The sequence below is a fragment of the Paenibacillus sp. FSL E2-0201 genome, assembly GCF_037963325.1.
Classification (GTDB): domain Bacteria; phylum Bacillota; class Bacilli; order Paenibacillales; family Paenibacillaceae; genus Paenibacillus_AQ.
In genome coordinates this window covers 5,106,214-5,124,291 of record NZ_CP150154.1, presented here as the reverse complement: position 1 = coordinate 5,124,291, position 18,078 = coordinate 5,106,214, and the positions used below count along the sequence as shown (strand labels likewise).

Genomic DNA, 18,078 nt, shown 5'->3' with positions numbered 1-18,078 from the left:
TGGATACAAATCATGCATTCAAGAAAAGATATTCGCAACATTGCGATCATTGCCCACGTTGACCATGGCAAAACAACACTCGTCGATCAGCTTCTTCAGCAATCGGGGATCTTCAGCGCACACGAGCACCTTCAAGAACGTGCCATGGACTCTAACGATATCGAGCGGGAACGCGGAATTACAATCCTAGCTAAAAATACAGCAATTACTTATAAAGAGTTTTTGATCAACATTGTGGATACACCTGGACACGCTGACTTCGGTGGCGAAGTAGAACGGATCATGAAAATGGTTGATGGTGTATTGCTGGTTGTTGATGCTTATGAAGGCTGCATGCCGCAAACGAAATTCGTTCTGCGTAAAGCATTGGAACAAAAACTTACACCGATCGTTGTCGTGAACAAGATTGACCGTCCAGCTGCTCGTCCTAAGGAAGTTATTGATGAAGTACTCGATTTGTTCATCGAACTTGAAGCAAATGACGAACAATTGGAATTCCCTGTTGTTTATGCATCTGCCCTTAATGGTACTTCAAGCTTGGTTCCTGAAAAACAAGATGATACCATGCTTTCCCTATATGAAACAATTGTAGAGCACATTCCAGCTCCAACCGAAAGTGTTGAAGAGCCTCTTCAATTCCTTGTTACTTTGATGGACTACAATGAATACCTGGGACGTATTGCTATTGGCCGTGTAAACCGTGGTGTAATCAAACAAGGTCAATCTGTAACAGTTATTATGCGTGACGGTAAGAGTAAGACCGCGCGTATTGAGAAATTGTTCGGCTTCCAAGGTTTGAAACGTATTGAAACAGAAGAAGCGGGCGCAGGGGATATCGTTGCTATCGCAGGGATCAAGGATATCAACATTGGTGAGACCATTGCTGACCCACAACACCCTGAAGCACTTCCAGTTCTGAAGATTGACGAGCCAACCATGCAAATGACATTCCTTGTGAATAACAGTCCTTTTGCTGGTAAAGAAGGTAAATGGGTAACTTCCCGTAAACTACGTGAGCGTCTCTTTAAAGAGCTTGAAACAGATGTGAGTTTGCGTGTGGAAGAAACTGATAGTCCTGATGCATTTATCGTTTCTGGACGCGGTGAGCTTCACCTTGGTATTCTGATCGAGAATATGCGTCGTGAAGGTTATGAAATGCAAGTTTCTAAACCACAAGTAATCATTAAAGAAATCGACGGTGTCAAAATGGAGCCGCTTGAGCGTCTAATGATTGATATTCCAGAAGAAAGCATGGGCTCTGTTATGGAGAGTCTGGGTACCCGTAAAGCCGAAATGGTCAACATGATTAACAACGGTACGGGTCAAGTACGTCTGGAGTTCCTGATTCCTGCACGTGGTTTGATTGGTTACAACACTTACTTCTTGACTTTGACACGCGGTTACGGCGTTATGAACCATGCTTTTGACAGCTACGCTCCACTGGTTGCTGGTCAAGTTGGCGGACGTCATCAAGGTGTTCTTGTATCAAGTGAGACTGGATCAACAACTCAATATGGAATCGTGGGTGTTGAGGATCGTGGAATTCTCTTCTTGGATGCAGGTACAGAAATTTATGAAGGTATGATCGTAGGCGAGCATACCCGTGATAACGATATTATCGTTAACATCTGTAAAGAAAAAGCACTTACAAACATGCGTACCTCAGGCAAAGATGATACTGTAAAAATGAAGACACCACGTACCTTCTCTTTGGAAGGCGCGCTTGAATATTTGAATGATGATGAATATTGTGAAATCACACCTAAATCCATTCGTTTGCGCAAAAAGATTTTGAACAAAGGCGAACGCGAACGTGTAGAGAAGCAACGTAAAATGGCACAAGCAAACGCGTAAGATCAACTTATCATAGTAAAGAGCCGTCGGAGGTTTAACTTTCGGCGGTTTTTTTTATAACAAAAACTTCCCCTACTGATGATATAATGTAAACGTATCTTAAATTTGGGAGGAGTGCGGTATCTATGCAGGTCTGGTTTGCTGAGCATCCAATCGTCGCTTATATTGTTATTTTTATATTGCTTACATTTGTGTATAATCAGGTATTTCGTGTGAATCAGAAGTTATCGATTGGCAAAGAGATTATGCTCTACATAATGATGGCGATCGGCTCCGGCATGCTCCTCATTTTTCAACATGATAAGCTACCGATCATCCAGTGTCTGCTGGTTGCTGTCGGATTGATGTTGCTCGTACGAGTACGTTATATCATGGAAGCTCGGCAGAAGAGAAAGGCTGCAACTGCAGCAAAAAGACAGTAAACGAAACTTTTACTGCTTATGTAACGTCTATTTAAGTGTGGCAATTTTAATTCCAAATGAAATGAAGAGGACTTTATTCTACTATGAGTACACGAAACAGCAGTTTACCTCCAAGAGCAAGTGGGCAACAACCCAATAATAGAAAACAGCCTGTAAAGGGTGCTCCTAAGAAAAAAAAGCGTAAGAAACCGCAGAAAAGAGGTTTTTTTGGCAGATTAGTTAGAATCTTGTTAACCCTGCTGATTATTGCGATTCTTGGCGTATTGGGCTACGGCGGCTATCTGTATTGGAAGCTTGAGAATGGGGTCTTTAACGCAGGGAACAAAGGAACGGTTGCCCCAGGACATTCAGCTACAGAAAAACCATTGACGATGCTTATACTAGGTACGGATAATAGACCGAAGCATGAATCTAGATTGACAGATGTTATTATGGTTGCAGCGCTTAATCCTAAGACAAAATCAGCAACCATTGTCTCTCTTCCACGCGATACCTTAGTTGAGCTCAGTGGATACAAGCAAACGAAGATTAACGAATTCTATGCTCGCTTCAAAGGTAAGGAGAAGTCCTCTGGTATTTTGGCAGAAGATGAGATGAAGACCATGATGGGGAAATATCTAGATATTGATGTGGATTATACAACGATTCTGGATTTCCAAGGCTTCCGTGATGTGGTGGACGAGCTTGGCGGAGTCAAAGTCAACATTAGCGATAATATGTGTTATACAGACAGTGTAGACGGTACGAATATCAATCTGAAAAAAGGTCCGGCAGAGCTTAATGGAGATAAAGCGCTAGATTATGTGCGATATCGTAAATCTAATTGTAAGCCTAAGACTAAGGCTTCAGATGATTTTGATCGGAACAAACGTCAGAATGAGGTCCTTCATTCATTGGTGGATCAGATGCAATCGCTTGGCGGAGTATTAAAAATAGGCAAGGTTCTTGACGCAGTGGACAGCAACATGCAGACTGATATCGAAAATTCGCAGATTAAAGATATGATTGCGACTTATTGGAAGATTTCCAAAGAGGATATCGAATTCAAGCCTGTGACTGGAACATGGCGAAGTCCGTATGTATATATTAATGATGAGGAGCTTGAGGCTGCCAAGAAAAGCCTGCAGGATCGGTTAGCAGGAGTTTCTGCTAGCTCCACTTCGGAATCCACTGAGGCGCCTTAAAGACCTTAATAACACTTCGCTCTAAAATTGAATGCAAGTTTCAGCCTGTGCTATAATATAATAAATTGAATGAATTTACGCCGCATAGGGGGCCAGTACTTATGTCCGAAGCCGTTGCTCAGCTGAACGAAACCTTGTTATCGATGCTGCAATCGGAAACCTTTGTTCTTCTCAACACAGTTGATGCGGAATCAGGAGGTCCAACGTCCACGGCCATATCGTGGATTTATGCAGTTAGTCCTAGTACTGTGCGTCTGGCTGTAGATCATCGTTCCAGACTCGTGAACAACATGAAGATCAACCCTTTAGTAACTATTACTGTGTTTGGTGAGGGAACTGTTCATGCTATTAACGGCACTGCCGTTGTAAGACAGGATCCGCTTCAGGATGTCCCTTTCAAAATGTGCTGCTTTGATGTTGAAATTATGGCGGTGCGTAATGCGCTTTTTTATGGAGCGCAGCTTGAATCCGCCCCAAGATATGCGAAGGTTTATGATGGACGTGCCGCTGAGAAGCTGGACGGACAAGTATTTGCTGCCATGAAAAAAGCCTAGTGAGAATATCACTGGGCTTTTTTTGTCCTCTACTGTGCATTTTTTCGCGGTTTTGTATCTTCTGGCAGCTGCGGCATGATTCGACCGATGATATCAGCCAATTCGGATGAAAATCCGGAAATCGGATGTCCCTCGGAGATATGGCGACTCATGTCTGCTAATCTGCTGGAGAGATCCATATCGGCTGTGACAAGCGCACGTACACTTCTTGGGTCTTTGCGAATAGCTTCCGCTACAGAATATTTAATGCTTCCTACCCGTGACCGTTCTAGAGAACCTTCTACGTCAAGACCAACGATGGCCACCTTGTTCATGACTACACAGTGTGCACCATTCACACCAGGGACTCTTTTTGCTAACTGTTCAAAATGGTCCTTAAGTGCAATTTCACTTTCGCCCTTAACACTAACGGCTTGACCAGCTTTTGAGGTGGCCTTAGGATTAGTCACACCATCATTGGACAATTGTCGAACCTCATGGTTCCCCGGACCCTTTACAGCATTCGCTGATTGTTTATTCTGAGGAGAGGGTGATGTCTTTTTATTAGCGATACCGCAGCTTGTCAGTAGCAGCAGTACCAGCAACAGACACATTGATTTTCTCATATGTGCTTACTCCTTTCAGCCAAGATCGTTTCTGTACCTTATCTTTTCCCTTGGCGGAAAGAGTTATGTATGATCAATCAAACCAGGCGCTGTGGAGGGGATAATATGAACAAGATATTTGTGCTAGATACCAACGTGCTTTTGCACGACCCCAATTCGATTTTCTCTTTCAAGGAGCATGAGGTGGTTATTCCGGCGGTTGTGCTGGAAGAAATCGACTCCAAAAAGCGCAACGCTGACGAAATCGGTCGGAATGCCCGCACAGTTTCCCGATTGCTTGATGGACTTCGTGAACTAGGGCATTTGCATAGTGGTGTGGAACTGGAGCATGGAGGTAAGCTGAAGGTAGAACTTAACCATCGCAGTTTTGTGAAGGTACAGGAAATGTTTGGTGAGGTATCTAACGACAATCGGATTTTGGCTGTAGCTCTCAATTATTTAATCGAAGAGAAGGAGAAGCCAGATCCGCGTCCCGTAGTGCTTGTGAGTAAGGATGTGCTGGTCCGTATTAAAGCGGATGTGCTAGGGATTACACCAGAGGATTATTTGTCAGATCGTACTGGAGATTTAAATGAACTTTATACTGGTTACCAATCTCTGCAGGTTCATCCGGCATTGATTGATGAATATTACAGTCACCGTTCTTTAACGGTTAAACAGCTCGCGTTGTCGTATCCCTTGTACCCTCATGAATTTGTGATCCTCAAGGATGAGATCGGCACGGGCAAATCAGCACTTCTCAAAGTGAATAGTGATGCGACCCGTCTAGAGCCGCTCTATCTAGGCAATGATTCGGTTTGGGGGATCAGCGCCCGAAATGCTCAACAACGAATGGCTTTGGAACTGCTTCTAAATGATGAAATCCCACTTGTAACCATTACAGGTAAGGCTGGTACAGGGAAGACGTTATTGGCGCTTGCTGCCGGACTATTCAAAGTTGAGGATGAGCATAAATACAAAAAACTGCTCATTGCCCGGCCAGTAGTTCCCATGGGGAAAGACATTGGTTATTTACCCGGGGAGAAGGATGAGAAGCTAAGACCGTGGATGCAGCCTATTTATGATAATCTAGAGTTCCTGTTCGATACCAAAAAAGCTGGAGATATTGATAAAATATTAATGGGCTTAGGCAGCATACAGGTAGAAGCCTTAACCTATATCCGTGGACGTTCTATCCCTTCACAGTTCATCATTATTGATGAAGCTCAGAACCTTTCCCGTCATGAAGTGAAGACGATTGTTTCCAGAGCGGGTGAAGGAAGTAAGGTCATTCTTATGGGTGATCCGGAGCAAATCGATCATCCGTATCTGGATGCTGCGAGCAACGGGCTTAGTTATATCGTTGAGAAGTTTAAGCAGCAAGGGATTAGCGGACATATTACTTTGGAAAAAGGGGAGCGTTCCCGTCTGGCCCAATTGGCCGCGGATCTTCTCTAACCTTCAATCCTCTTTTCAGCCGGGAGAAACATAACTCCCGGCTTTTTCCTGCCCGCCCAGAAACGGAGGAGGGAATTAACGGTTGTGGTGCTTTAGAATGAGCGCGGTCAGCGGAGGGGGAGGAATTGTTCTGTAGAAGCGTTAGCGCTCGCCTTTGTCTCCGGATTTATACCGTTTAGGAACCGTTTAGGAATATAATCCATAAATCTGGAGACAACAGCGATCGGTAGAATAATCCGCACACGGAGCGCCTTTAGCGCTAAGATCACCCAGTCTTTTAATTGTCTCCGTCGTTTCACCTATATAATAGAAAGAGAACGTTTTCACATTCTAAAGACAAGCAGCGACGGGTTTGGTAAAATAGTGGAGACGAATCATGGGGAAGGTGGGAAATCGTGCTTAAACGCAAAAATTATTGGCTGCTTTTTGCAATTTTACTACTATCGCTGACAAGCTTGTCGCCCAGTATGGAATTGAGTACCAATAACGACCCACATCCTATGAAAAAGCCTCAAAGTCAGTCTACAAATCCTTCTTCAGGGGAAGAGGGTTCTATAGATAGTCTGCGTATAACAGTATCGCTAAATAGTGAGGAATTCAGTGAGCTGGAGCTTCTAAGCAATCGTTATACTTTAGAAAGTGGAGTAAAGGTGATATTAAGAAATATTGATAGCGAGGATGCAGACGAAGTTTTGAAGCATGATCTAACCATCGGAGACAGTCCGGATATCGTCATGGCGGATGGACGAAGTATTCTCGACTGGGCTACACGTGGATATTTATTACCGGTGGATGTTTATCAGAGCATTCCAGGAACTGCACCGTTAACTCAGTTGATCCCATGGATGCAATGGAACGGATATAATTGGGGAGTGCCGCTGGATATAGACCCTTATATCCTTGTTTATTCACCACAGCGTCTTGCGGAACTGGGATTCACCACCTTACCAAGAAGTCTGGAACAGTGGAATACATTGCTTCAGAATGTGCTTAAAGAGCAAGGGAAATATTTGCTCGCAATGGATACACGTAATCCATATGGATTGTCGGCGGTCATGGAGAGTATGAACAGCAGCTTGCTATCGGATAACCAAGAAGTGATGAATTGGACTCAGAATGCTCGCAGTTATTTTTACCTTACCAGTCGCTATAACAAAGATGTTTGGGATATGATTCAGAGCGGAAGCGTTGCTGTTGCTGCTCTACCACTATCAGAGTGGCAAAAACATGGCAATTCATCCTTAGTTGCTGAAGCACCACTGACCGCAAGTGACGGGAAAGGACTTGAATCCTATTACAGCCGTTCCTTTGCGCTTCCGGCGCAATCTCAAAGTCCAAAGGAAGCCGTGAATTGGTTGACATTTATTACCTCGGAGGATTCTCAGATGGATTGGCTGGAGAACACGGGGAGCTTGCCTGCGCTGGATGTCCTTTATCGTTCGGAGCATGCTTTTAAATATAAGCTTCCTTTCGGAGTCGAACTATTACTGACAGAAGAAACCGCCCCGGAGGTCGAATCCCAAGGCGGCTGGAGTAAGATTGCTGAAGCAGTATCCTTACTGCTTACAGGAAAAATTGATGCGGCAGGGTACAAAGACTTCATTAAGGAAGGTCTAGAATGAGATCGAAAGTTTAACTTGCAGGACGCCCTCTTTACTGTCTACTTTTGTGGCACGTAGAAAAGAAACGATTTTCCCAGGGTAAAAACCTAAATCAAATTCCCCTTCCAGTGTCCTTCTTGTGGTGTCAGGTAATTCGAGACCATTAAATACAACATGATCTACTTGGAATATAAGTCCGTTGATGGGTTCTTCCTGAATGATGTAGTGACCGGTTAATGAAAGGGCTAACGCTCCGCTTTTTCCAGTGGCAGTAATCGATCCGTCATTGAAATGAAAAGCGAAATCGTTAAATAGCTTATTCTGGGATTGAAGAAATTCGTTCAGATCCTCTTCTTTCAGATTTAGAACATAAGTCATCCCCTTACGAGTAAGGACTCCCTCTCGATTCTGGACAAACTGCGGTAACTTATTCATAGCAGATGATAATGCTTTGAAGTAGGTCTTTACCTCGCGTAAACCAATATTCTCCCAATATAATGTGAATTCTTGAAGAAGAGCGCTCATATTATCAGGGTCACTACTGTCTTTAATCCCGCCTTCAATTTCTTTATTGAGCGCAGCTACCCGAATTTTCTGTTCCTCAAGAGCAGTTCGTAGCTCCGCAAGATCCTTCGAGCTGCGTTGTGCAGCTTGGAGGGTCTTTTTTAGATCCCTATACTGATCCTCGTATTGTGTGAGAATGTCGCGGTCATTTCCAATAATTATTTCATAATAATCGAATAGAGCCAGGAATCTGCTAATACTTTTCGCGGATAAAAACGCAGCCATGAGACCGTCTCTATCCCCCATATAATAAGAACGCAGGACTGCGCCTGCACGCTCTTGTTGCTTTGCGATGGCAGATTTTTTCTGGCTGGCTTGCTCTTCGAGGGATTCTACCTTTTCTTCAAGCGCTTTTTGTTCGGCTGTAATCTTGATGATTTCCCGCTCGATTTCTGCGGAAGACAAAGTCTGCTCCAGAAGTTTACGGGTTTCTTCATTATCTGGTATAGAGGAATTGAAAAAAGAACCGCTTGGATCGGCAGACAGGTACATCGTAGATTGTAACGGGAACAATGTACAACAGAAGAGAATTAGTATGGTTGCCATCATGCGGCTTAGGGAATTGCGGGAGCGCACCACACCACCACCTTTTTTTTGAAATATAAGAAATTTCTGTTTCACTCCATAAATCATCCTTCTATTTCTCGTAGAAACGGAAACCGTCCCCAAAAGGGTCGGCAAAGCCGATTCTTCTTGAATTGATATATGTATGTACTAATAATATGTTTAACCCTTCTAAAATAGCATACATACAAAAATATCCCCACAAAGTGAGGCTATCCTTCAAATATAAGAAAGTATAAGCTTCACGTTATACATTATCCTTATATCTCGCGCATAAACGCTTACCGTCCTTTAGGGACACCGAAGGCGTTATTGCTTCGATGCGTACTCGGGTATTTTGTGAGGGCCTCATATATATACTAGCTTATAAACAAAAAAACGGAAGTGATCCTTATTAGATAAGGACCTCATCCGCTTCAAGAGAGTACTGCAATTTATAGTGGAAGACCCATTTGAAAGATCGTCCAATAGCTGAAACCGGTGAAAGTCAAAATCATGTATGCCCAAAAAAGTAGGACATAAGTTTTTTCAGTAAACTTCAAATAACCGAGAATTACAAAAAAAGCGGTTTGTAAAAAGAAAAGCAAGGCCATTTCTGTCAGACCTCCGGCAAAAGCCATCAATCCAATAGCCAGTGTAAAAAAACCTAATACCCGAAACATGCGGTCCAAGAGAGAGTCCCCCTTCCAGTATGTATCTCACGAATATTCCTTCGACTTATTATACCCGTTCAGTAAAAATGTGTAAACGAATTCATTGAAAAAAATGTACTAATCTTCATAAAATGCGATTTTTATAATTGACTGAGGTGATTAATGATTGAAAAAAGAGAATTTATAACTTAAAGCGTATGATGTGAGCAGATAATGGAAATACAATTTAGTATCAAATAGATTCTATGAACTCTATGAGAAGCATAGAAATGGAGTAAGCAGCTTTTATCCCTATTCACTACCCGGCAGAGCTGCCGGTTATGGAGATGGTTATTTCAAGATGTTGTTAGGAGGTTTGGTTGGATGACAGCCGTTAGACAGGATGCTTGGAGTGCAGAAGATGATCTAATACTGGCAGAAGTAACCTTGCGTCACATTCGGGAGGGCAGTACACAACTTGCTGCTTTTGAAGAAGTGGGCGAGAAAATCGGCAGAACGTCGGCTGCGTGCGGATTCCGCTGGAACAGCTGTGTTCGAAAAAGCTATGAAGGCGCAATCGGAATCGCAAAAGGTCAACGTCAGAAACGAAGTTACCTGAAAAAGCAACCGTCAGTTAGAGGAGCACAGGTAGCGGGTCTGATTCTCGGGGATACCGACGAGGAATTCGGACGAGGCGAAGGATTAAGCGAGAACACATTATCCATTGATGCGGTTATACGTTTCCTGAGACAATGGAAAGGTACAATCCAGGAAGCAGGACGTCAGCTGAAAATGCTGGAGAGAGATTTGCGCGAGAAGGAAGATGAATTAACAGAATTAAGATCTGAGAATGAGCGGTTGTCCAAAGAGGTTAATCTTGCTCAAAGTGACTACCGGGTAGTCAACGATGATTACAAAGCTTTAATTCAGATTATGGATCGTGCTCGTAGGCTCGCTTTCTTAAACGAAGAAGAAGAAGAAATGAAGACTCGTTTTAAAATGGATGGGAATGGAAATTTAGAACGTATTGAATAAACGGTTTGCAAACTAAAACACCCGTAAGTGGTTCGCTTTATTAGCGCCATTTGCGGGTGTTTTGATTGGGTATTGCCCCTTATAAAAGAGGACAACGACGTTTCTTCTTGGTATATTAAGGCTATACTTAGAAAAATTGCGCTTGAGATCAACAGGAGGATCAGATGAGAATCGATATAATCGGTGCGGGTTCACTTGGTCTGCTTTTGGCAGGAAGGCTGATTGCATCCGGGAATAAAGTGAGATTGTGGTGTCGAGGGATAGAGCAGTGCCGGCAATTAGAGAACGAGGGCTTAACTGTGAGTTATGAAGATGGCCGCGATTCGATTTCGATTTCGGGGGCTCGATTTGCGTTCGCACCCATAGAGGAGTTTACAGATGCGTATTTTCGTGAGCCAAGTGATTGGATCATAGTGACGGTTAAACAGGATATATTACATAATGTTTTACCTGAATTTCTATCCCCCCTTAGGGAAGAACAGGCACACATCATTTGTTTTCAAAATGGCATAGGACATATGGAGATGCTCAGAGACTTGTTACCGAAAGCTAATTTATATGCTGCCGTTACAACAGAAGCTGCGAAGCGCAAATCTTTGACTGAGGTCATTCATGCAGGTGCCGGGGAGGTGTGGATAGGGAGATGGGGCTTAAAGAATGGACAAGCTCATATCATACATACTGATTTACAAGCGAAATATTTAATAGAAGTCCTCATTTTGGCAGGATTCTCCGCCTTTTTGTCGAATGAAGTGGGTACCATGATTTACCGGAAGCTCCTAATCAATGCCGTAATTAATCCACTCACGGCGATTTGGCGTGTTCCAAATGGTGAGCTGCTTGCATCAGAAGGGCGCCTGCAGTTAATGAAAGAACTTTTTAGAGAAGCTACTATGGTATATGATGCCTGCGGAGTTGCTTATGATCACGATGCGTGGGATAACATCCTTAAAGTCTGCAGGAATACGGCTGGCAATACTGCGTCCATGCTGGCAGATGTTCTCGCTTCGAGAACCACAGAAATTCAATGGATCAATGGAAGTCTTGTAAATATGGCAGAAAGAACGGGAACGTTGGTTCCTTTACATCGCTTGATCTGTCAACTAGTAGAAGGAATAAAGGTATGATCTCGGAGGAGAGGTGAAGCTATGGGATTGCTGATGAATTCGGTCATTACTTTGAGCTTGATTCCAATAGTACCGTTTTTAATTGTTTATTTCATTGGAAGAGGCTTAAAAAAAGATAAAAAGAAAACTTTTATGCTCGCTATGGACGTAACTACATTTTTTTTATTATTATCGGTCTCCGCATTATTTAACAACTTATTTAATAACGGTTTTGGGTTTTATCTTATACTACTTATTGTATTAATATCCACTGGATTGATTGGCGGCGCTCAGAATCGACTGAAAGGAAAGGTAGATGGAAAGCGGTTATTTCGGGCAGTTTGGAGACTTTCTTTCTTTTTTATGAGTGTAGGATATTTATTATTTATGTTTGTAGGGCTAATTAAGTACATATCACAAGCGATGTAATGTTCCACTGCTTCGGTGAAGCGGCAACGTCACAAAAGTTTAAAGTTTTAATAAAAAAAGAATTTTCTGAAAACATTCCACTAGATTTTTTTGACCACTGGTTGTATAATCATAAACCATATACCACATTCTATTTAGGGGGAACTGCTAGATGAAGAAGAGTAAAAGTCTATTGCTAATGCTTGCATTAGTACTTGTTATCGGCACAGTGCTTGCTGGCTGCGGCGGAAACAATGCAAACAGCGGCAACAAAGGTAACGCTGGTAACACTGGTAACACGGCAACTGGTAATGCGGCTACAGAAGAGAAATTGGCTGCGGACCAAACATTGAGAATCAACCTAAGCTCTGAGCCTCCAACATTTGATCCAGGATTGGCTCAAGATAGCCAAGCTCACACTGTCCTGACAACAATGTACGAAGGTCTGACTCGCATGAATGCTGAATCTGGTCAAGCTGAACCAGGTGTTGCTGAAAGCTGGGACATTTCCGCTGACGGTCTGGTATATACTTTCAAACTCCGTGATTCACAATGGAGTAACGGCGATCCTGTAACAACAGAAGACTTCGTTCGCGCTTGGAAACGCGTGCTCGATCCTGCTGCTGCATCCGCTGCACCTTACGCTTATCAATTGTATTACATCAAAAATGCTGAAAAGTTCTATAACAAGGAAATTACTGATTTCAGTCAAGTAGGTATCAAAGCGGTTGATGAGAAAACTCTAGAAGTTACTCTTGAAGCCCCAACTCCTTACTTCCTTGGATTGCTTTCCTTCTACACTTATTACCCTGTACACAAATCCATTGAGAGTAATCCAAAATGGGCAACAAGCAAAGACACTATGATCGTTAACGGTGCTTTCACTCTTACTGAGTGGACTACAGGTCAAACACTTGTTGTAACTAAAAACGATAAATACTGGGATAAAGATTCCATTAAACTTAGCAAAATCGATTTCTCCCTTGTAAACAGCGGTGCAACTGAGTTGCTCAGCTACAAGAACGGTGAATACGATCGTGCAGGTGGACCAACTGGTGAAATTCCATCAGAACAAATTCCAATCGTACAAAAAGAACTTCCAAAAGAATTTAGCCGTAAAGGTATTGCTTCCGTATACTACTACGAATTCAATATCACTGAAAAACCTTTCACTAACGCAAAAATCCGTAAAGCTCTTGCAATGTCCATTAACCGTCAAGCTTTGATTGACAATGTAGTACAAGGTGGACAATTCCCAGCATTCGGTTTTGTACCTCCAGGTATTGCTGGTGCTGATGGTGAATTCCGTACAGCAGTTAAAGATAGCTACTTCACTGAAGATCTAGAACAAGCTAAAACATTGCTTGCTGAAGGTCTGAAAGAAGAAGGCCTTGACAAATTGCCTACATTCTCATTGACTTACAACACAAGTGAAGGTCACAAGAAAATTGCTTTGGCAATTGCTGATATGTGGAAAAACAATCTTGGTGTTGACGTACAAACCGTTAACCAAGAGTGGGCTGTATTTATCGAAAACCGTCAAAACCTGAACTACCAAGTTGCACGTGCTGGTTGGACTGCGGATTACAATGATCCAATGACTTTCCTTGATATGTGGGTAACAGGCGGCGGTAACAATGATACTGGTTACGCTAATCCTGAATATGACAAATTGATCAGCGAAGCTAAAGCAAGCACTGACTTGAAAGTACGTCAAGACAAGTTTGCAGCAGCAGAGAAATTGCTCATCGAGCAAGATCAAGTTTTGATTCCATTGTACTACTACACTAACAACTCCCTGACTAAAGAGTACCTTAAAGGTGTTACTCTTGACTTCAGTGGTGCAATTGACTTGACTCGTGGATACTTGCTTGAGCACTAAGATTTTGCTCTAGTAATTTAAACAGAATAGTTAGTTGACTGAAGTAACACAATACTTCGGGATATATATGTGGAACTCCATATATATCCCTTTTTTTTGTATTCCAGTCTATTTGTTATTTATTGTTATTTATAACATATTTAGAAAATGGACAAAAATCCGTTTTTTTCATAAAATCAATATAATGCTCTCAAAAAATTTGTCGGAGGAGGTGTGATGGGGATGGTTCGTTATGTCGCAAATAAATTCTTCTATATGTTGGTTTCATTATTTGTACTGATTTCAGCAACTTTTTTCTTGATGAAAGCTATTCCAGGGGATCCGTTTACTTCTGAGAAAAAAGTACCGCCAGAAATTAAAGCACGTTTGATGGAGCAATATGGTCTGGACAAGCCGCTCTCTCATCAGTATTTTAAGTATTTAGGTGATATTGTCCAAGGTGATTTGGGTGTATCCATGAAACGCCTGAATCAAGATGTATCTCATTTGATCAGTCAAACCTTTTCAGCGTCGCTGAAGCTGGGACTCGTCGCAATTGTTGTGGCGGTTATTGTTGGGGTTCTTCTCGGCATGTTAGCGGCACTCTATCACAGAAAGTTTCTTGACAGCGCCGCGATGGTGTTGGCAGTTCTGGGGATTGCGGTTCCGAGCTTTGTAGTCGCGTCATTATTACAGTATGTGTTCGCTTTCAAATTGGGTTGGGTACCGGTTTCAGGATTTAAAGGGCCAATCTATTATTTCTTACCTGTAGCAGCACTCTCGGCACAGCCGATAGCCTTTATAGCTCGCTTGACCCGTTCAAGTATGCTTGAGGTTCTGAATGCGGATTATATCAAAACGGCTAAGGCTAAAGGGTTAAGCTGGATGGCTATTCTGAGCCGCCATGTACTTCGCAATGGTATCCTGCCTGTAGTTACTTACATGGGACCTATGACAGCTAACATCGTAACTGGTTCGGTTGTAATCGAGCAGATCTTTGGTGTTGGGGGCATTGGTAAACAGTTCGTGGAAGCGATTGGTGTCCGTGACTATACCGTTATTATGGGGATTACCATTTTCTATGGTGTACTACTCATGGTAGCCCGTTTCATTACTGATATTGCTTATGTATTGATTGACCCACGTATGAAACTAAGTGGAGGAAAGGAGGGCTAATTAGTGGCTAGTGATAATAACTTGCTAAAGAACATGAATCTAAAACCGGAAGACTTTCAAAAAGTCGGTATAGATGAAAAAGAAGCCGAGGTAATTCAGCGGGAGAGTCTCTCTGCCTGGAAAGATTCTTGGCAACGGTTGCGTCAGAACAAAATGGCAATGACTGCGCTTGGTATTCTAGGTTTGATCGTGCTTGCAGCGATCTTCGCTCCTTTTTTCTCGAAATACAACTATTATTCCAATGACTTGATGAGCACCAATAAGCCCCCTTCCTCTGAACACTGGTTTGGAACGGATGATCTTGGACGTGATATTTTCGTTCGTACTTGGTACGGTGCACGGATCTCCTTGATCGTAGGTTTAGCTGCTGCAGCCATCGACTTGTTTATTGGTGTTATCTATGGTGGAATTATGGGTTACTTCGGTGGCCGTGTAGATAATATCATGAACAAATTCTCTGAAATTTTGTACTCTATTCCTTATTTGCTGGTTGTAATTTTGCTCTTGGTCGTGCTTGAACCAAGTCTTGGTACAATCATCCTAGCTTTAACCATAACAGGCTGGATTACGATGTCTTGGATTGTACGTGGAGAAATTATGCAACTCAAGAATCGCGAGTTCGTATTGGCTTCCCGTTCCATGGGTGCTGGTTCTGCAAGACTGTTGTTCAAGCATCTTCTGCCGAACGCAGTTGGTCCGATTATCGTAACCATTACACTTTCTGTACCAAATGCAATTTTTGCTGAGGCCTTCCTAAGCTTCTTGGGTCTTGGTGTACAAGCTCCTATCGCTTCACTTGGATCTATGATTAACGATTCACTCACCGGTTGGTTGTACTATCCATGGCGCTTCCTGTTCCCTGCCATTCTGATCAGTTTAACCATGCTTTCTTTCAATATTTTCGGTGACGGTCTTCGTGACGCGCTTGATCCTAAGCTGAAGAAATAGGAGGGATTAAGGATGGAACCTATTTTACAAGTCAAAGATTTGCATGTTTCATTTTTTGTTAAAGGCGGAGAGGTACAAGCTGTCCGTGGTATGAATTTTGAAATTGGCAAAGGTGAAACGGTTGCCATCGTCGGCGAGTCCGGCAGCGGTAAGAGTGTAACTGCACAATCGATTATGCGTTTGATCCCTTCCCCACCCTCTAAAGTGAAAAAGGGAGAAATTATTTTCCAAGGACAAAATCTGCTAGACAAAAGCATGAAAGAAATGGAATCCATTCGCGGTAAAGATATTGGCATGATTTTTCAAGACCCGATGACATCTTTGAACCCAACCATCAAAGTGGGCAAACAGATCACTGAAGTTTTGATTAAACATCAGAAAATGTCAGCGGCCGAAGCGAAAAAGCAAGGTATTGAGATGCTTAATTTAGTTGGTATCAAAAATGCTGAGGCTCGCTTTAACCAATATCCCCACGAATTCTCAGGCGGCATGCGCCAGCGTGTAATGATTGCAATCGCGTTGGCCTGTCGTCCGGCTTTGCTCATAGCGGACGAGCCTACAACGGCTCTTGACGTAACCATTCAGGCGCAGATCATGGAAGTTATGAGAGAGATGCAGCAAAAACTAGGTACCTCCATTATTTTGATTACCCATGATCTAGGCGTCGTTGCCGGTATGTGTGATCGGGTTATCGTAATGTATGCAGGTGAAGTTGTGGAGACTGGAACAAGATGGGAAATCTTTAAGAATCCACAACATCCATATACCAAAGGTCTGCTGCGCTCAATGCCGCGTCTGGACCAAAAGAAAGGCGAGCCGCTTATTCCGATCATCGGCACACCGCCAGATCTGATCAAGCCGCCGATCGGATGTCCGTTCACCGCGCGTTGCAACGAAGCAATGCATGTTTGCGAACAAATCGATCCCGGCGCCACAGAATTCAGCGAAACGCATATGGCGCGTTGCTGGAATCTGCATTCGATGGCCAAGGAGGTGCAGTACTCTTGAGTAAGAACCTAATAGAGGTAGAAGGTCTTAAGAAATACTTTAATGTAGGTAAAGGCAAGGTTCTTAAGGCTGTTGATAATATTAACTTCTCCATCCGTGAGGGCGAGACGCTTGGAATGGTAGGAGAATCCGGTTGTGGTAAGACTACTGCTGGACGTACAATTCTTCGTTTGTATGAGCCAACTGCCGGAAGTGTGAAATATAATGGTACAGACATTTATAAATTGCCTTCTAACAAAATGAAAGCTATGCGTCGTGACATGCAGATGATTTTCCAAGATCCGTACGCATCGCTTAACCCGCGTTTTACGGTTTCTGATATCATCGGCGAGGCACTGGACATTCACGGAATGGCTGGTAGCCGTGCAGAACGTAAAAAGCGGATCGAAGAGCTGCTCGATATGGTTGGTCTTAACCACGATCACGCAACTCGTTATCCGCATGAATTCTCTGGTGGACAACGCCAACGTATTGGGATTGCCCGTTCGTTAGCGGTAAATCCTAAGTTCATCGTTTGTGATGAGCCGATTTCCGCGCTTGACGTATCCATTCAGGCTCAGGTCGTTAACTTGCTTAAAGAATTGCAAGATCGTCTGGGATTGACTTATCTTTTCATCGCGCATGATCTATCCATGGTTAAACATATCAGTGATCGCGTAGCTGTTATGTACTTGGGTAAAATGGTAGAATTGGCGGAAAGTGAAGAGCTTTATGCGAATCCTATCCACCCTTATACCAAATCTCTCTTGTCAGCTATTCCAATTCCGGATCCGGAAATTGAAGTGAACAAGAAACGCATTCACTTACATGATGAGCTTGGTAGTCCTATTTATTCCGCTAACGAAAAGAGCAATGATAGCGACTTTGAATTAGTAGAAGTATCAAAAGGACACTGGGTAAGCAAAAAATTTGCTTAAATCCATAGCGAATATTAGACAGGCGGGAGCGTTATGCTCTCGCCTCTTGTATGTAGTGGGGATATTTAAAAATTAGTTTATAGTACGAAAAAATAATACGGCTGCTAATGCATTGCTTTTTTTGCAGGATGCATTTCTTTTGACGTGGCCTCTGACTTTGGATACAATCATAAAGAGTTTACGAACTTGGGTTTACATATAA

The 18,078-nt window shown here is 42.9% G+C and carries 18 protein-coding genes; 14 read left to right on the top strand and 4 right to left on the bottom strand.

Annotated features, from left to right (window positions below; translation table 11 throughout):
- Positions 1-12: 12 nt before the first annotated feature.
- From typA to NSU15_RS23180, 4 genes are all read left to right on the top strand, one after another.
- Positions 13-1,854 carry a translational GTPase TypA gene (gene typA, locus NSU15_RS23195; RefSeq protein WP_042130287.1) on the top strand — a complete coding sequence of 614 codons (1,842 nt, stop codon included), beginning with the start codon at positions 13-15 and terminating at the stop codon, positions 1,852-1,854.
- Positions 1,855-1,979: 125 nt separating this feature from the next.
- Positions 1,980-2,276 (top strand): YlaH-like family protein, encoded by a 297-nt coding sequence (locus NSU15_RS23190; protein WP_042130285.1) that lies wholly within the window; start codon positions 1,980-1,982, stop codon positions 2,274-2,276.
- Positions 2,277-2,359: 83 nt separating this feature from the next.
- On the top strand, positions 2,360-3,460 hold the full coding sequence (locus tag NSU15_RS23185; protein ID WP_042130282.1) for an LCP family protein: 1,101 nt from the start codon (positions 2,360-2,362) through the stop codon (positions 3,458-3,460).
- Positions 3,461-3,561: 101 nt separating this feature from the next.
- Entirely contained in the window at positions 3,562-4,014 is a 453-nt protein-coding gene (locus NSU15_RS23180) for a pyridoxamine 5'-phosphate oxidase family protein (protein WP_042130280.1), read from the top strand.
- Between the two features lie 29 nt (positions 4,015-4,043).
- Here the strand turns inward: NSU15_RS23180 and NSU15_RS23175 are convergent, their stop codons facing one another.
- Positions 4,044-4,619 carry a YhcN/YlaJ family sporulation lipoprotein gene (locus tag NSU15_RS23175; RefSeq protein WP_042130279.1) on the bottom strand — a complete coding sequence of 192 codons (576 nt, stop codon included), beginning with the start codon at positions 4,617-4,619 and terminating at the stop codon, positions 4,044-4,046.
- 105 nt (positions 4,620-4,724) lie between these two features.
- Between NSU15_RS23175 and NSU15_RS23170 the strand changes: the two genes are divergently transcribed.
- Positions 4,725-6,056 (top strand): PhoH family protein, encoded by a 1,332-nt coding sequence (locus NSU15_RS23170; protein ID WP_076117287.1) that lies wholly within the window; start codon positions 4,725-4,727, stop codon positions 6,054-6,056.
- A gap of 107 nt (positions 6,057-6,163) precedes the next feature.
- Here the strand turns inward: NSU15_RS23170 and NSU15_RS23165 are convergent, their stop codons facing one another.
- The gene (locus NSU15_RS23165; protein WP_339287670.1) at positions 6,164-6,355 is read right to left on the bottom strand and encodes a hypothetical protein; all 192 of its coding nucleotides are present in this window, start codon (positions 6,353-6,355) and stop codon (positions 6,164-6,166) included.
- 96 nt (positions 6,356-6,451) lie between these two features.
- Between NSU15_RS23165 and NSU15_RS23160 the strand changes: the two genes are divergently transcribed.
- Positions 6,452-7,678, top strand: a complete 1,227-nt coding sequence (locus NSU15_RS23160; RefSeq protein WP_339287668.1) for an extracellular solute-binding protein — start codon at positions 6,452-6,454, stop codon at positions 7,676-7,678.
- On the opposite strand, the gene NSU15_RS23155 is transcribed toward NSU15_RS23160, so the two are convergent.
- Positions 7,670-8,842, bottom strand: coding sequence for a hypothetical protein (locus NSU15_RS23155; RefSeq protein ID WP_339287667.1), 1,173 nt, complete (start codon positions 8,840-8,842; stop codon positions 7,670-7,672). The genes NSU15_RS23160 and NSU15_RS23155 overlap by 9 nt on opposite strands.
- A 377-nt stretch (positions 8,843-9,219) precedes the next feature.
- Positions 9,220-9,456, bottom strand: coding sequence for a DUF2626 family protein (locus tag NSU15_RS23150; protein WP_042130273.1), 237 nt, complete (start codon positions 9,454-9,456; stop codon positions 9,220-9,222).
- Positions 9,457-9,801: 345 nt separating this feature from the next.
- On the opposite strand from NSU15_RS23150, the gene NSU15_RS23145 reads away from it, so the two are divergent.
- The 8 genes from NSU15_RS23145 (at position 9,802) to NSU15_RS23110 (ending at position 17,876) form a co-directional block, all read left to right on the top strand.
- The gene (locus NSU15_RS23145; protein WP_042130271.1) at positions 9,802-10,452 is read left to right on the top strand and encodes an RsfA family transcriptional regulator; all 651 of its coding nucleotides are present in this window, start codon (positions 9,802-9,804) and stop codon (positions 10,450-10,452) included.
- Positions 10,453-10,616: 164 nt separating this feature from the next.
- Positions 10,617-11,579: a 2-dehydropantoate 2-reductase gene (locus NSU15_RS23140; protein ID WP_339287666.1), complete on the top strand. Its 963-nt coding sequence runs from the start codon at positions 10,617-10,619 to the stop codon at positions 11,577-11,579.
- Between the two features lie 21 nt (positions 11,580-11,600).
- Positions 11,601-11,987 carry a DUF3397 domain-containing protein gene (locus NSU15_RS23135; protein WP_042130267.1) on the top strand — a complete coding sequence of 129 codons (387 nt, stop codon included), beginning with the start codon at positions 11,601-11,603 and terminating at the stop codon, positions 11,985-11,987.
- 151 nt (positions 11,988-12,138) lie between these two features.
- Positions 12,139-13,848: a peptide ABC transporter substrate-binding protein gene (locus NSU15_RS23130; protein ID WP_076117282.1), complete on the top strand. Its 1,710-nt coding sequence runs from the start codon at positions 12,139-12,141 to the stop codon at positions 13,846-13,848.
- Between the two features lie 222 nt (positions 13,849-14,070).
- Complete coding sequence (locus NSU15_RS23125; RefSeq protein WP_042130265.1) at positions 14,071-15,003, top strand: ABC transporter permease; 933 nt, start codon at positions 14,071-14,073, stop codon at positions 15,001-15,003.
- A 33-nt stretch (positions 15,004-15,036) separates the two neighbouring features.
- On the top strand, positions 15,037-15,951 hold the full coding sequence (locus NSU15_RS23120; RefSeq protein ID WP_042132392.1) for an ABC transporter permease: 915 nt from the start codon (positions 15,037-15,039) through the stop codon (positions 15,949-15,951).
- 12 nt (positions 15,952-15,963) lie between these two features.
- On the top strand, positions 15,964-16,959 hold the full coding sequence (locus NSU15_RS23115) for an ABC transporter ATP-binding protein (protein ID WP_042130263.1): 996 nt from the start codon (positions 15,964-15,966) through the stop codon (positions 16,957-16,959).
- Positions 16,956-17,876, top strand: a complete 921-nt coding sequence (locus tag NSU15_RS23110) for an ATP-binding cassette domain-containing protein (protein WP_042130261.1) — start codon at positions 16,956-16,958, stop codon at positions 17,874-17,876. The genes NSU15_RS23115 and NSU15_RS23110 overlap by 4 nt, the downstream gene beginning before the upstream one ends.
- Positions 17,877-18,078: the final 202 nt, after the last annotated feature.

Coding starts and splice junctions, on each gene's coding strand:
- NSU15_RS23185 (WP_042130282.1), top strand. CDS start 2,360: ATGAGTACACGAAACAGCAGTTTACCTCCAAGAGCAAGTGGGCAACAA.
- NSU15_RS23120 (WP_042132392.1), top strand. CDS start 15,037: ATGAATCTAAAACCGGAAGACTTTCAAAAAGTCGGTATAGATGAAAAA.
- NSU15_RS23135 (WP_042130267.1), top strand. CDS start 11,601: ATGGGATTGCTGATGAATTCGGTCATTACTTTGAGCTTGATTCCAATA.
- NSU15_RS23130 (WP_076117282.1), top strand. CDS start 12,139: ATGAAGAAGAGTAAAAGTCTATTGCTAATGCTTGCATTAGTACTTGTT.
- NSU15_RS23175 (WP_042130279.1), bottom strand. CDS start 4,619: ATGAGAAAATCAATGTGTCTGTTGCTGGTACTGCTGCTACTGACAAGC.
- NSU15_RS23170 (WP_076117287.1), top strand. CDS start 4,725: ATGAACAAGATATTTGTGCTAGATACCAACGTGCTTTTGCACGACCCC.
- NSU15_RS23115 (WP_042130263.1), top strand. CDS start 15,964: ATGGAACCTATTTTACAAGTCAAAGATTTGCATGTTTCATTTTTTGTT.
- typA (WP_042130287.1), top strand. CDS start 13: ATGCATTCAAGAAAAGATATTCGCAACATTGCGATCATTGCCCACGTT.
- NSU15_RS23140 (WP_339287666.1), top strand. CDS start 10,617: ATGAGAATCGATATAATCGGTGCGGGTTCACTTGGTCTGCTTTTGGCA.
- NSU15_RS23190 (WP_042130285.1), top strand. CDS start 1,980: ATGCAGGTCTGGTTTGCTGAGCATCCAATCGTCGCTTATATTGTTATT.
- NSU15_RS23125 (WP_042130265.1), top strand. CDS start 14,071: ATGGTTCGTTATGTCGCAAATAAATTCTTCTATATGTTGGTTTCATTA.
- NSU15_RS23180 (WP_042130280.1), top strand. CDS start 3,562: ATGTCCGAAGCCGTTGCTCAGCTGAACGAAACCTTGTTATCGATGCTG.
- NSU15_RS23145 (WP_042130271.1), top strand. CDS start 9,802: ATGACAGCCGTTAGACAGGATGCTTGGAGTGCAGAAGATGATCTAATA.